This window comes from Saccharibacillus sacchari DSM 19268 (assembly GCF_000585395.1).
Lineage (GTDB): Bacteria > Bacillota > Bacilli > Paenibacillales > Paenibacillaceae > Saccharibacillus > Saccharibacillus sacchari.
Genome location: NZ_KK073875.1, coordinates 5,318,491 through 5,333,004 on the forward strand (window position 1 = coordinate 5,318,491; position 14,514 = coordinate 5,333,004).

11 protein-coding genes and 1 pseudogene are annotated in these 14,514 nt (G+C 53.7%); 2 read left to right on the forward strand and 10 right to left on the reverse strand.

Translation table 11 applies throughout. The annotated features are described in order from the left end of the window. Position 1 precedes the first annotated feature (1 nt). From SACSAC_RS23045 to fdrA, 8 genes and pseudogenes are all read right to left on the reverse strand, one after another. The gene (locus SACSAC_RS23045; RefSeq protein ID WP_037290767.1) at positions 2–1,483 is read right to left on the reverse strand and encodes a sugar ABC transporter ATP-binding protein; all 1,482 of its coding nucleotides are present in this window, start codon (positions 1,481–1,483) and stop codon (positions 2–4) included. Between the two features lie 11 nt (positions 1,484–1,494). Beyond that, positions 1,495–1,902 (reverse strand): D-ribose pyranase, encoded by a 408-nt coding sequence (gene rbsD, locus SACSAC_RS23050; protein ID WP_037290768.1) that lies wholly within the window; start codon positions 1,900–1,902, stop codon positions 1,495–1,497. Then, complete coding sequence (gene rbsK / locus SACSAC_RS23055; protein ID WP_037293601.1) at positions 1,899–2,795, reverse strand: ribokinase; 897 nt, start codon at positions 2,793–2,795, stop codon at positions 1,899–1,901. Before rbsK ends, rbsD begins: the two co-directional genes overlap by 4 nt. A gap of 112 nt (positions 2,796–2,907) precedes the next feature. Further along, positions 2,908–3,891 carry a LacI family DNA-binding transcriptional regulator gene (locus SACSAC_RS23060; protein WP_037290769.1) on the reverse strand — a complete coding sequence of 328 codons (984 nt, stop codon included), beginning with the start codon at positions 3,889–3,891 and terminating at the stop codon, positions 2,908–2,910. Positions 3,892–4,081: 190 nt separating this feature from the next. Next, a complete protein-coding gene (arcC, locus tag SACSAC_RS23065; RefSeq protein ID WP_037290770.1) occupies positions 4,082–5,041 on the reverse strand; it encodes a carbamate kinase in 960 nt (319 codons plus the stop codon). A 78-nt stretch (positions 5,042–5,119) separates the two neighbouring features. After that, the gene (locus tag SACSAC_RS27380) at positions 5,120–6,073 is read right to left on the reverse strand and encodes an oxamate carbamoyltransferase subunit AllH family protein (protein ID WP_051507347.1); all 954 of its coding nucleotides are present in this window, start codon (positions 6,071–6,073) and stop codon (positions 5,120–5,122) included. Positions 6,074–6,079: 6 nt separating this feature from the next. Continuing rightward, on the reverse strand, positions 6,080–7,339 hold the full coding sequence (locus SACSAC_RS28505; protein WP_425414839.1) for a YlbE family protein: 1,260 nt from the start codon (positions 7,337–7,339) through the stop codon (positions 6,080–6,082). A gap of 30 nt (positions 7,340–7,369) precedes the next feature. Beyond that, positions 7,370–9,091 (reverse strand): annotated as a pseudogene (gene fdrA, locus SACSAC_RS28510) (acyl-CoA synthetase FdrA); the annotation flags it as partial. Between the two features lie 156 nt (positions 9,092–9,247). Here fdrA and SACSAC_RS23080 point away from each other — a divergent pair. Both SACSAC_RS23080 and SACSAC_RS23085 read left to right on the forward strand, forming a co-directional pair. Next, positions 9,248–10,132, forward strand: a complete 885-nt coding sequence (locus tag SACSAC_RS23080; protein ID WP_051507348.1) for an alpha/beta hydrolase — start codon at positions 9,248–9,250, stop codon at positions 10,130–10,132. A 41-nt stretch (positions 10,133–10,173) separates the two neighbouring features. Next, the gene (locus SACSAC_RS23085) at positions 10,174–11,106 is read left to right on the forward strand and encodes an AEC family transporter (protein ID WP_037290771.1); all 933 of its coding nucleotides are present in this window, start codon (positions 10,174–10,176) and stop codon (positions 11,104–11,106) included. Positions 11,107–11,540: 434 nt separating this feature from the next. Here SACSAC_RS23085 and allB read toward each other — a convergent pair whose 3' ends face one another. Both allB and allW read right to left on the reverse strand, forming a co-directional pair. Continuing rightward, positions 11,541–12,908 (reverse strand): allantoinase AllB, encoded by a 1,368-nt coding sequence (allB, locus tag SACSAC_RS23090; RefSeq protein ID WP_037290773.1) that lies wholly within the window; start codon positions 12,906–12,908, stop codon positions 11,541–11,543. 21 nt (positions 12,909–12,929) lie between these two features. Continuing rightward, a complete protein-coding gene (gene allW, locus SACSAC_RS23095) occupies positions 12,930–14,378 on the reverse strand; it encodes an allantoin permease (RefSeq protein WP_245608759.1) in 1,449 nt (482 codons plus the stop codon). Positions 14,379–14,514: the final 136 nt, after the last annotated feature.

Here is a 14,514-nt window from a genome sequence, read left to right on the forward strand (position 1 = left end):
CTTATTGTCCTCCTGTCGCTAAAGTCATAATATTTTCTTGCGTCGCTTCGCTGCCTGTAAGTTCCCCGCCGATATGGCCTTCATGCACGACGATGATCCGGTCGCTCATGCCGAGCACCTCGGGAAGTTCGGAAGACACCATGATGATTGCGACGCCGCGATCGGTCAGCTCGTTAATCAACTGGTAGATTTCCCGCTTGGCGCCCACGTCCACCCCGCGCGTCGGTTCGTCGAGAATAAGCAGGCTCGGTCCGATGCCGATCCATTTGGCGATAACGACTTTTTGCTGGTTGCCGCCCGACAAACTTCCGGCAGGCGTTTCGGCAGATTGCGTTTTGACCTGAAGGCGTTTGACCAGCGTGTCCACGAATTCTTTTTCTTTGCGGGAAGAGATGAAGCCTTTGGACGTGAAGCTGAACAGATTCGGCAGCGCCATGTTTTCGCGGATCGAAAAGTCGAGTACGAGACCTTCGTCTTTGCGGTCTTCGGTAATAAAGCCGATCCCGTGCCGCACCGCGTCTTCCGGGCGACGGATATTGATCTTTTTGCCCTTCAGCACGATCTCTCCGCCGTCGAGCTTGTCCAAGCCGAAGATCGCCCGCATGATTTCGGTGCGTCCCGCGCCCATCAGTCCCGAAAAACCGACCACTTCGCCTGCCCGCACGTTGAAGCTGACATTTTCGAACAGCCCGCGACGGGTCGCGTTTTTCACTTCCAGCACAACTTCGCCCGGCTTCGGACTCCGCTTCGGGTAACGCTCGGTCAATTCGCGTCCCACCATCTTGCGCACCACTTCGTCGAAATTCGTCTCCGGGATGTCTTTCGTATCGACCGTGATCCCGTCGCGCATCACCGTGATCCGGTCGCAAATCGCGAAGATTTCTTCCATCCGGTGCGAAATATACACGATGGAAACGCCTTCTGATTTGAGCGAACGAATAACCTCGAACAGCTTAACGATCTCGCGTTCGGTCAAAGCAGCGGTCGGCTCGTCCATGATGATCACTTTGGCTTTCGTCATAAGCGCTTTGGCGATTTCGATCATCTGTTGCTGCCCGACCGAGCAGGCGCCGGCTTCCCGGTTCAGCGGCAGGTCGACGGACAAACGTTGAAGCTGCTCGCGGGCCAACCGTTTCATTTTCCGCGTATCGAGCAGTCCGTACGGCAGGTTCAGTTCCCGGCCGATAAACAGATTTTCAAGCACGGTCATTTCCGGCCAAATATTCAGCTCTTGATGGATAAAGGTAATGCCCTGCTTCTCGGCTTCCCCGGGATTCGCGAAAACCGTTTCTTTGCCGTCGACCGCGATTGTGCCCTGGTCCAGCGCGTGAAGACCCACCAGGATGTTCATCAAGGTGGACTTGCCTGCGCCGTTCTCCCCCATCAGCGCGTGGACTTCGCCTGGTCTCAGTTCGAAATCGACGCCCTTAAGCACCTGGTTCGTGCCGAACGCTTTATGAATGCCCTGCATTTCGATATGCATGCCGCTTCCTCCTATTCTTGAGTTCCGAACCAAACGCCCGCGTGCAGGATGCAGTTGGCATAAGGCTTCGCTTCGCCGGTTCGGATAATCGCTTTGGCTCCCGCGGTCAATTTTTTAAACTCTTCATGGCTGCATCGTTGAATCTCCGCTTTGTTAAAGAGGTCGACCGTAAAAGCGTAAGCGGCTTCATTTTGCGCGACCATTTCTTCCGCGATCGTCACCTTCTCGACCTCCATATCGGCGGCCACGAGCTCGACGACCTGCTCGAAACCGGGAACGCCGTAGGTCAACGCCAGATCGATCTTGGGCACGCCCGCGGGAATCGGAAGCCCCAAGTCGGCGACCACGATGTAATCGGTATGTCCCAGATCGGCCAGCACTTTGGAAATATGGCTGTTCAGGATGCCGTTCTTTTTCATGCCAGCGCCTCCTCGACTTCCTGCCGGGTCGGCATGCCGCCCTGCGCGCCGAAGCGGGTGACGGACAACGACGCGGCCCGGTTGGCAAAACGCAAACTGTTCGAGATCCCTTGTCCTTCGGCCAGCGCGACCGCAAACGCCGCATTGAACGTATCCCCGGCCCCCGTCGTATCGACTGCTTCGACCGGATAAGAAGACACGACCACTTCTTCGCTGCCGTCGAAATAACGCACGCCGCGACTTCCTTCGGTCACGATCAGGCGATTCGGATACTTCCGCAGGCTTTCGCCCAGATCCGCTCCGTCGAACAACAGGCTTGCTTCATGTTCGTTCGGAGTCAAATACGCGCTGTTTTCGATCACTTCTGCTTCGACCGGACGGGCAGGCGCGGGATTCAGCAGCAGCGGCACGCCGGCCTGCTTGCAGATGCGGCTGACCAGCAGCACCGTCTCGGCCGGAATCTCTTGCTGGATCAGCACGATATCGGCCTGTTCGATCGTGGCGCGAGCCTTTTCCACATACTCGGGCGTTACTTCGCGATTGGCCGCTTCGACTACGATGATGCTGTTGTCGCCTTCGGCCAAAATGATATGCGCGGTTCCGCTTTCGCAATGTGTAACCGGTTCCACATTATTTACAAGAACACCGTTCTGTTTCAGGTTATCCAAAATCGTTTGACCCAACGCATCGTCGCCGACCCGCCCGATCATGGATACTTCCGCGCCGAGTCTGGCCGCGGCTACCGCCTGATTGGCTCCTTTGCCGCCAGGGACGGTTTTGAAGCTTTCTCCAAGTACCGTTTCTCCCGCGCCCGGCCGTCTGGAAGACGTGACGACCAAGTCCATCGAACAACTCCCGACCACGACGACGCGTGCTCGTTTTTCGTTAGCCATGCTCATATATATTCCCGCCTTTTCTATAAAATCGTTTATCGCATTCGAAAAACCGGCTTGTTGGCTTGCCTCGGCCCAATGTACGCATAGCTTTTTCCGAGACAAGCCGCTATTACTCCTTCTTCGCGCGCGTGCTGCCCCGTTCGATAAACTCGACGGGCATCTGGATGTTGCGCAGTTCTACCGTTTGTTCCTCGATTAATTGAATCATCAATTCCGCCGCCTTGTAGCCCATATCGTAAGCGGGCTGACGGATCGTCGACAGCGGCGGGAATAGCAGTCCGCTCAGCGGAATATCGTCGAAGCCGATGATCTGCACGTCCTCCGGCACCTTTTTGCCTAACCGAAGCGCTTCGTGCAGCACGGCGATCGCCGCCATGTCGTTGCTGGCAATGACGCCGTCGACATCCGGAACCGTCTCGAACAGCTCTTTCGCTTTTTGCTCCGCTTCATGCAGCGCGAACGAATCGGTAGAGATCACTTCGTGCGAAACGCCGTGATCCTGAAGCACCTCGACGGCGCCCTGAAAGCGGTCCTGCGCCGGACGGATATGCGCCGGGCCTTGCAGCACCGCGACGCGGCGACTGCCGCGTTCGATAATCTGCTGCGCCGCGATTCGCCCGCCTTCGCGTCCGTCCGCGTAGACCGCGGGGCGGTCGCTGGAGATCCGATCCAAAAACACGACCGGTATTTTCAGGCGGCGATAGAAATCCATGCCCGGAAAATTGGTGGACGAGATAATGCCGACCACGTTGTTTTGCACGAACGTCTGGATATAATGCCGTTCTTTCTGTTCGCTTTCGTCGCTGTTGCCGAAGATCAGTCGAAATCCGCTTTCCTGCATGCGGTCTTCCACGCCTCGGGCAAGCTGCGGGAAATACGGGTTCGTGATATCCGGCAGCAGCAATCCGATCAATCTCGACTTGCGCTTGTACAGGGAGCGGGCCACCTCGTTGGGCGTGTAATTCAGTTCCTGAATCGCTTTTTCCACCATACGGCGCGTATCTTCATGCACATAACCGGTTTCGTTAAGTACCCGCGATACGGTAGCTACCGATACGCCGGCGTGTTTTGCGACATCTTTTATCGTGACCATGCTTTTCACCTCAAATAGGTAACCGGTTACACATAAGGTATCACAAATTTTAACCGCTTTCAAGATATGTTTATAAAAAAAGAAACCCGTTCGCATCCGGTTTGAGCCGAATGCGAACGGGTTCTTCAATCGTGTTTCTTCTATTATATATGATAACGCGGGAAAGGCGCAGGCGATCCTTATGGGGTGGTCAGACCGCCTGCACCGGGTTTCCCGCCAGTACCACCGTAGCGGAGCCGCCGTTGAAAATCGCGCCGATGTTTTCGAGCGACGTAATGACGGCTTTGCTGCCCGGACGGCTTTCCGCGAAGGAAATGGCCGCTTGGACTTTCGGCAGCATGCTGCCCGGCGCGAATTGATCTTCGGCGATCCAAGCTTGCAGTTGGTCGATCGTGACGTCTTCCAGCTTCTCCTGGTTCGGCTTGTTGTAATTCACGTAGACATTATCCACGCCAGTCAACAGGAACAGATAATCCGCTTCGACCAGATTCGCCAGATTTGCCGATGCGAAGTCTTTGTCGATTACGGCTTCCACGCCTTCATAACCGTGCGCGACTTTTTTGACCGGAATCCCGCCGCCGCCTGCCGATACGGTCACGTAGCCGTTTTCGATCAGCGTTTTGATAATCGGATATTCGACGATCGTTTGCGGTTTCGGGGACGGTACGACTTTGCGGTAACCGCGGCCGGAATCCTCGACGTAGATTTCGCCTGTTTCTGCCGACAGCTTTTCCGCCTCTTCTTGCGTGAAGAACGGGCCGATTGGCTTCGTCGGGTTGCTGAACGCCGGATCATTTTCATCCACAACGACTTGCGTCACGATCGAAGCGACTTGTTGGCTCAGGCCCGCTTCGGAGATCGCTTCGTTCATCGTGTTTTGCAGCCAGTAGCCGATACTGCCTTGCGTCATCGCTACACAGGTATCGAGCGGCAGCGCCGGGTTCTTCTCGGACTGCGCGATCGACTGCTGAAGCAGCAGGTTGCCGACTTGAGGTCCGTTACCGTGGCTGATGATCAGCTGATGCCCTTGTTTGATCAATTCAATCAGCTGCTTACTGGTGTGACGCAAAGCTTCGATCTGTCCCTGCGTCGAAGGATCTTCATTCAAAATGGCGTTACCGCCCAATGCGACTACGATTCGTTTTCCCATAATTGCCTCCATTTTAGGCCGTATTTGAAAACTCAACGACATGCATCTTTTACCGCCTTTTCGCTCTCTACTGCGTCGCTATTTCTTGACGTGCCCCGGCACGACTGCGAAACAGCTCCTTGTCGATAACGAAAATTCGGCAAAATCTGCTTCCTTCGGAGTTTTCAAATCCGCCCTAGCTTTTCTTAAAAAAGTAAGCACACCCATTAGACTGTCGTTTCCCGAGGTTGCTCCGTATGCTTGATTCTTTTTGATCGCTGCGGCAATCTGCTGTTCGTCTTCGCTTTCGATCGCTTTGCAAAGGTTGATCCACTGCATGTTGGCGTATCCGTCGAACAGTGCTTGATAATAGGCCAGGCTGACATCCGTCGTAGACCGATTTTGCAGTTGTTGCCGGGTCAGGTCGGTGACTGTCGCCGGGCCGCCCGCAATTCGCTCAAACAATATGATCCCCTGCAAAAAGTCGTCACCCGAAGGCGTCAAGCCGACTCCCGCACCGATCAAAGGCTGAAGAGAAGCAACAGAAAAGGGATCGGGCCCGTCAACGAAGTCGGTATAAACCTTTTCCAGCAACGCCGAGGTAAAACCTGACTGTTCCCGGACTTTTGCTTTTTCAAGTTGATGCAGCAAAGTGCTGCGATTCAACGTATCGAGCGTGATCTGCGGAATAGACAAATCGACAACACGAATGGAATATACGGTTACTGTGATCGGCATCGGCCTGATATAACAGGTAAATGTCAGATCAAGTTGTTCGTCGGATCGGGAAAAAAGAGGAACCAGTTTGACTTGCGCGCCTACGAATAATCCTGACGTAATACGCTCGAAGTCCGCGGCACCGAGCGCAAGGCCGATTGCCGAAAGATTGTCCTCTCCTTTTCCGACGAACCATAACCGATCTCGAACCTTCAGGTTGAATCCATTCGAGAAGATCGAATGGACCCGAGCCTGAATGATGGGTTGTTGCTTGATAAACTGCCACAGATAAGAACTGACCGAAGACTGTGCCGAGGTCAAGCTCCGATTAGTCATCTTGGGTTACTCTTCGACGTTGATGCCCAGCGACTTCGCGTAGGCGATCAGCGCATTTTCGAAGCAGACCAGCGGTGCACGTACCGTACCCGCGCCGATCTGACCCACACCGGCTTCTTTGTGCGCGATACCCGTGTTGATGATCGGCGTAATGCCCGTTTCTACCACTTTGCGGATGTCGATCCCCAGCGTCGCGCCTTTGAAGTTCCAGTTCGGAATCGTCCAGGTCGGGTTGTTGGTGATCGAGATGCGCTGCATTTCTTCGGAAATGTTTTGCGCGTCGTCCAGACCGTTCAGGCCGACGAAGCGGGTGACGCCCGGAGCCGCGATCATTGCCATGCCGCCGACGCCGACCGTTTCCGTGATGGCGCTGTCGCCGATATCCGGATTGGCCTGCTCGGCCGAGTAGCCCGTGAAGTACAAGCCGTCAGGCGTGTTGACCGGACCCGTGAACCATTCGTCGCCCAATGCGCTGATGCGAACGCCGAAGTTCTCGCCGTTACGCGCCATGGTTGTAACCACGCAGCCTTCTTGAACTTTGCGCGCGTAATCGACCATCGCTTTGCTTGTCGCCATCATGATGTTCAGGAAGAACTGATCGGTGTTGGCCAGGAACTGGATCACATCCGCTTTGTCCTTCTGATCGATATCAAGCAGCGTGATTGCAGGCGTGATTTCTTTCAAGAATACCAGCGATGCCGCGATATTGCGTTGGTGGAACTCGTCGCCCATCGCGATCGCACGAGCGATCATGACGTTCAGGTTCAGTCCTTCTTCGAGAGTACGCAACGCTTGGCCGAGAACCGGACCGAGCACGTCGCGCATCCATTTCAGACGGGTGATGACGTTCTCGTTGTTCGCGCCGAAACGCAATACTTCGCCGATGCCTTCGTTCATGATGCAGTATCCCGTCGTTCCGTCCGTTTTATTTTCAACGACGAAGACCGGGAAGTTGGCCGACGTGATTCCGCCCATCGGACCTACGGCGCCGACATGGTGACACGGAATAAACTTCACTTCGTTGTTGTCGAGCTGACGGAGCGCCTCTTCTTGGTCGGCTGCCCAGCCTTCGAACAGCATCGCGCCAATGACGGAACCTTTCATCGGACCGGTCATATTTTCGTACTTGATCGGCGGTCCGGCATGCAGAATGACTTTCTCGCCCGTGTTCAGTTCCGCGATCACTTCTTTAGCCGGACGCGCGTCCACGAGGAACGGTTGCGATTCGATCAAGCGGGCTACGATTTTATCGTTGGACGCGTTGATTTCTTCTTCGCGTTTTTCCAGCTCGTTCAGGATGCGGATCAGTTTCTGATTGCCGCCTGCTTTCGGACGCCATGTGAATTGCAGCGCCTTGCCCTGGAATGCGGTGATCGATTCCGTGAAGCTTTGGATACCGATATTGATCACGCGCGGTACGCTGTTCAGCAGCTCAAGCACTTTTTCGCCCGGAGCCGGAACTTCGATCTTGGCATCGGTGTATTCCACGCGGCCTTTGTCGGCGACTTGCAGTTCGCGTCCCATCAGCTTGAGTGCCAGACGGATCGCACGCGCATTGCTGCTTTCGACGATAACGCCGGCGTCTTTGAGCGTTTGGACGGCTTGCGCGTAGTTTTGCGGATCGTTGTCCGTGCCGACGACGCTGCCGATCACGTACAGTTGGCGACCGGAAGCTTGAGCTTCGTCCAGAGCGCTCTTGATGCTTGGAGCCAGAGCCGCTGCCATATCGGCATGCGCGCCGTAGCCGAGCACGACGTCCACAAGGATGATGCCCGTGCTTTCGTCTTTCAGCACTTCTTTGAGCTTGTTCACGCGAACTTCCGGATCGATCATCGGGTGAGGCTTGCCTTGCGTATAGACGTCGTCGCCGAGGTCCATGACCTGGAAGCCTTGCGTGTTCAAGATATAGCCTTCTTCGCCTTTCACGTTGTCCAGGCCAAGCGCGTCGGAGATCAGCGTCGCTGCTTCGCTTGCCAGCGTGCCGCCGGAGTAAAGGCCTTTCACTGTTTTGCCTGCCGCAAGCGGCTGGTCGACCGCGAAGTCGATCGGCTCGTTGTAGTTGGCTTTTACGTCATCGCCGTTCGAGATATCGACCGCGATCTTCGCCGCTTCTTCCAGGGTGTAAGCCAGCGATACGTTGCCGATATGCGCTTCCGGTTTTTCACCGAGGAATAGCGCCACGACCGGTTTGGACAACGATTGCAGCAGCTGCATCACGTTGTCGCGTACTTTTTTCGCAGGCGGTTTGGAAATGACCAGGATCACGTCGGTCGGCGCATGTTGCTCAAGGGCAACCACGGCGTCGATCATCGTTTGCGCGTTCACGCCTTCTTTGAGGTCGCGTCCGCCGGTTCCGATTGCGTGAACCACGCCGCCGCCCAGACGGTCGATGATGGTCGTCGCTTCCTGAATGCCCGTGCCGGACGCGGCTACGATGCCGATGTTGCCCGGATTAGTCACGTTGGTAAAGGCAAGCGGAACGCTGGACAGTACTCCCGTACCGCAGTCCGGACCCATCAACAGCAGACCTTTTTCATGCGCTTTTTGCTTCAGGCGAATTTCGTCTTCCAGGCTCACGTTGTCGCTGAAGGAGAATACATGCAGTCCCGAATCCAAAGCTTTTTCGATCTCGCCCGCCGCGTAGATGCCCGGAATGGACAGCAGCGCCAAGTTCGCGTCCGGCATGGCTTCCAAAGCGTCTTTCCAGTTATCCACGCTTTCGATGCCGTCGCCTTTTTTGCTGCCCGACAGATTGCTCAAGAAGCGCTTCACTTCTTCGACAACCGATTCGAGGATATTCGCGTCATCGGATTCCACGACAATCGCCATATCGTTGGCGCCCGCGCCTTGAACTTCGTCGGTGAACAATCCCGCAGCTTTCAAGATATCTTTATTGGCGTCCGTAGCCATCATGACCTGGCCTTGCGTGACACCTTCTAATCCGTTAATGGAGTTGGTTAACAGCATTAAGTTGATCGAATCTTGGTAATTGTTTTTTTGGATCACAGAGTGTAACATGTAAACCCTCCTTTTGAATTTAGTATAACCGCTTTCATATCGATGAAAAATGAACAATTCGTCCAAAAACGCGCATTCTTTTGTGCACTATGAATAAAAAAGTCGATGATACTTTATGATATGTTAATACAAAACCGATCGAGGATCAGATGAAAGGTGCTGGTTATACTGAGTGAAGAAACGATTGACGACCGCTTGGAAGTCCCGATTGCCACGGTCGACGGGTTGCAATTGAACGGTACCTTTTATCGAGGGCAAAAAAGTGCCGCCTCTAAAGGAACGATTCTTTATTTTCACGGCGGCGGCTTGATCTTCGGACATCGGGACGATCTGCCTGACGTTTATGTCTCCATGCTGACGGAAAACGGCTACGGGCTGCTTGCTCTCGATTATCCGCTCGCACCCGAGACTCCGCTTCCGGCAATCATGGAGGCAATCGGCCGATCCATTGAATGGTTCACGGATCAGGGCTTTCGAACACTGGGCCTTGAAAACGCCGATCATTATCTGATGGGACGCTCGGCAGGCGGGTATTTGGCTTTGTACCATGCTGTTCACGCTTCCGCTGCGGTCAAACCGCTCGGTGTAATCGCTTTTTACGGGTACCACACCTTGAGCGAAGCCAGCTTCCATGTGCCGAGCCGACACTTTCTCGCTTTTACTCCGGTGGCCGATTCGACTATGCAGAGCTTGATTGAAAAGCAACCGATCGCCTCCTCACCTTCGGAACAGCGATATCTGCTTTACCTGGCTGCCCGTCAGCGAGGCAATTGGATTCGTCTTCTGTTCGGAGATTCGCCGCCGGATCGGAGCTTCGACCTGACGAAAGAACAACTTTCCACGTTACCTCCAACCTTCCTCACTGCTGCGGATCAAGATCCCGATGTGCCCGTTAAACAGTCGAAAATGCTGCACAAATGGATTCCGGAGAATGAGCTTCACCTGGTTGAATCGACGCACCATGATTTCGACCGAACGCAAACAGAAGAATGGGGACTTGACGTTTATTCGAAATTGATCAAATGGCTGGATCGCATCTAAGTTTGTCGCAGAACATACTACACGGAAGAAGGATTTTATTCATGCAAATCGATTTTTTTCTGACGCTACAAAAAGTAGTCGTGCTATTTTTATTGATCGTGATCGGATTTATCGCGGGAAGAAGCAAGCTGATTTCGGAAAAAGGGCAAAAAGACATTACGCAGTTGGTGCTGTACATTACGATGCCCGCCACGATCTTTTCGGCCATGCAGCTCGAAATGAGTCAGGAGCGCCTGCATACCTCCTTCCTGATTCTCGGGATTATGATCTTCTGCTACGTCGTCATGTTCACGGTCGGCATGGTGCTCTCCAGACGTCTGGCGCTGCCCGATAACCGAAGAGACATTTTCCAGACGGCTTTGCTGCTTTCCAACACCTCGTTCATGGGATATCCGATTATTCAAAGCTTGCTCGGTCCGGAGGCGCTCTTTTACGCGGTCGTCGGAGCCGGATTCATCTTCGAGATCGTATCTTGGTCGCTCGGCATTTACCTGATTTCGCGCAATGGGACGGAAAAAGCTTCGTTCGATTGGAAAAAGGTGATTTTGAGCCCCGGCATTCTGTCGATCCTGTTCGGCCTCGTGTTCTTCGCGTTCCAACTTCCGGTTCCTGAACCGATCGACAGCGTAATTCATATCATGAGCCCGGCTACTTCGCCGTTGGCCATGATCGTGATCGGCCTGATGTTGTCGCGCAGCAATATTGTAGAAGCCTTCAAAAATAAGTATCTGTATTTGGCAGCCTCGTTCAAACTGTTGATCGTGCCGATAACGCTGCTGTTTATTTTAAAAGCTTTCGGATTGTCGGGACCGGCGCTGGTGATTCCGATCATGATGATCGCCATGCCGACTGCGTCTTACGTCGCGATGTTCAGCGGCAATTACGGGAATGACGCCAAGTTCGCCAGCCAGATCGTATTTTTGTCGTCGCTGTTGTCGATGATTTCGATTCCGATCATCACACTTTTATTCTGAACGAAGCTAGGGCAGGGCTGCGGGATAAATTCGTTCAAGACGCTGTCTCACTCGGAAAAGTTGAATTGAATTTGAATAAGGAATTTTCCGAGTTCAAAGGCGTCTTTCACTGAATTTCTCCCTCCGCCTTGTCGCTTCGCTTCGATTTTTTTATGGGTAAGAAAAAACCTCAACGACAGCTGTTGAGGTTTAAGGTGTCGAGAAAGCCCAACGTAGCTGGAAGCGAGAAGACGGAGAGAGAAATTCAGTGTAGGAGCGATAGCGTTCGCCTTTGAAATCGGGAAAATACAAATAAAAGTTCAATCCTTTTTCCCGATTTCAACACGCGACCGGAACGAATTTCTCTCGCAGTCTTCTCGCTTCCCCCCACCCACGTAACTTTCTCGACAACGTAAAAAACCCTCAACAATTACTGTTGAGGGTTTTTGCGGCTTTTAGCACTTTACGAATTGACCCGGGAACTCGGAAGTTACGCCGGTTTCCTGCGAGTAGATGACTTGACCGCGCAGGATAGTCGTCGCGATTTGGGCGCCGATCTCGCGGCCGATGTACGGGCTGATTTTGTTGCGGTATTCCAGTTGGTCGGCTTGCAGCGTGTACGGCGCGTTCGGCTTGATCAGGATGATGTCCGCGTCTTTGCCTACGCTGATGCGTCCTTTGTTGGCGATGTCGAAGCGGTCGGCGACGTTCGTCGCGATGGCGTCGGCGAAAGCTTTCAGGGACATTCCGCGTTTTTGCACGCCTTCGTCGAAAATGACGTCCACGTTGTTTTGCAGGCCGGAAATGCCGCCCCATGCGTCGAACGCGTTTTCTTTGTCTTTCAGGTCAGGCGTACAAGGGGAGTGGTCGGACGTGACGAACAGGATTTCTCCACTCATGACTTTTTCCCACAGTCCGTCTTGCGCTTTCTTGTCGCGGATCGGAGGCGAGCATTTGACGACCGGGCCGATCGAGTCCAGCTCGTCCGTTTGGAAATACAGATAGTGCGTGCAAGTTTCGCACGTCACGTCTACGCCTTCTTGACGGGCGCGAGTCACGGCTTCCACGCCTTCCGGACAAGCGACGTGACAGATGTGAATGCGGCATCCCGTTTCTTTTGCAAACAGGATCGCGCGTTGGATCGGCTCCACTTCGGTGAATACCGGACGCGTCGCTACATAGGCTTTCAACGTCGTTTCGCCGTTTGCGTAAGCAATCTCGCCCAGGCGGTCGGTGATCGGGCTGTTTTCCGCGTGGATGGCGAGAATTTTGCCCGTCTTCGCGATCTGTCTCATGCCTTCGTACAGCGAGTAATCGTCGACGTTCATGAAGTCGCCGTCGATCGAACGGTCGCCGCAAGTCGCCATGAAGCATTTATAAGCAATAACGCCGCCCGCATCCAGCTCTTGAATGCCGCCTTTTTTCAACGTGTAAGGAACAAGTCCGCCGTACGAATAGACGTCCGATCTCAGCTTGCCTTGACCCGCATCATATTTGATTTGCAGCGATTCGCCGTCCGTCGTCGCGGGAACTTGGTTCAACGGCATTTCGAGGAACGAAGTGACCCCGCCTTTTGCGGCAGAAGCCGTTCCGGTCGTGTACCCTTCCCAATCTTTGCGGTGTTCGCCGCCCGGTTCCGAAATATGCACGTGGGCGTCGATCATGCCGGGACTTACGATCAAGCCTGCGGCGTCAATGACTTTCGAACCTTCCAGATCGGAGCCGATCGCGGCGATAACGCCGTTTTGAATGGCAACATCCGTCTTCACTTCACCGCTATCCAAAATAACCAGTCCGTTCTTGATTACCAAATCGTATGCCATTCTTTATTCCTCCCGTTGATTTCAATTGTCGGCAAAAGCTTTTTTTGATGAGGCTTTAACCAGGATGCAGTATAGCGCGAACGCGGAAACGAAACCGGCCACCCAGGCGATATCGGACATGAAAGACAAGGCCGGGATGAACTGACCGCTCAAGGCTAACAACAACCCGGCAAGGGTCGCCGCGTAGGCTTTGTAGTTGATTCCGTTATACGTACTCTTCTGTTTGCCCTGATCGTGGACGTCGTAATATAGCTGGTCCAAATCAATTACTTGTTTTTGAACAAAGTAATAATGAGCAATCATAACACCCGCAATCGGACCAAGCAATGCCCCGATCGCATTTAAAAATACGATGATGCCGCTGCCGCCGGACATGAAACGCCACGGCATAATGAGCACGCTGATGATTCCGGCGATCATCACCCCCTTACGGTAATTAACGAATTTCGGGAACAATGCCGTCAACTGATAGGCGGCCGGAATGATATTCCCTGTAGCATTCGTGGAAATCGTAGTCATCAGAAATACGAGCGTCGCCAGCAGAATAGCGGGAAGGCTATCCCATTGGTTAATAAAATCGAGCACCCCGTTACCGGATGTCGGCTCCCCGTAACGGATCGTTCCGCCGATCACGATGACGACCGCCATAATCGCGAACACGAAGTAGCCGAAGACCAAGCTTCCGATCTGTCCGACCGCCTGCGCTTTTTGCGATTTGGCATTTTGCGTGAAGTCGCCGACGCTGACACCCGGAGCCGCCCATACGGCAAGCACGGAAGCGATCACGATCAGATAACCGAAGACCGGATTGACGGAAGGAGCTTGCGTCATCTCGTAAGAAAAGATCGCTCCAAGTCCACCGCCTGCGTTAATCGCCCAGATTGTCATTCCGCCAAAAACGATGTAAATAATCGGACTTAGTACCGCAGTAAACTTGTTAAGAATGCCTCCCCCGCCCAGACCGATCGCCATGTTCGCCGCCCAGAAGAGGACGAAGCTGATCAACTCGGGAACAGAGATTCCGAGAATATCATTCCCGGCTCCGATTTGTAAATATGCGGGCCAGATTTTGCCGATCAGGATGGTCAGCGCTGCCGCACCTACATAGGTCTGAACGCCGAACCAGGCAATCGCCGCCACGCCGCCGCGCAGAAAGCCCGGCAGTTTGGCGCCTTTGCTTCCGTAGGTCGAACGAAGCTGCATCGAGAACGGAATGCCGTACTTCGTTCCCGGACGGCCGTTGAAGTATAGGAAGAAGGCAACGACTGTCCCTCCCAGAAGGACGGCGAGCATTGTATTGAGCGGCGAAAGCCCCAGCAGCAAATAGCCGACAACCGCCGCGTAATTGGGAATATTGTGAATGGAGCCCATCCAAAGCGTAAAGAAATTCATTGGGCCCATGTTTCTTTTGTCTTGAGTTTTCGGTAGTACGTCTTCGTTCTCATACCCGCGTTTCCGGTAGGTATCCACGTCATTTTCCGGTATTTCATTCTCTATATTTAGCAAACCGCAACTCTCCTAAACCTTATTTCCGAGCATTTTTCCCGCGCCAAATAAAATGTAAGCGCTTTAATAAATGGTGGTGTCTTTTAATCAAGCAGAGACG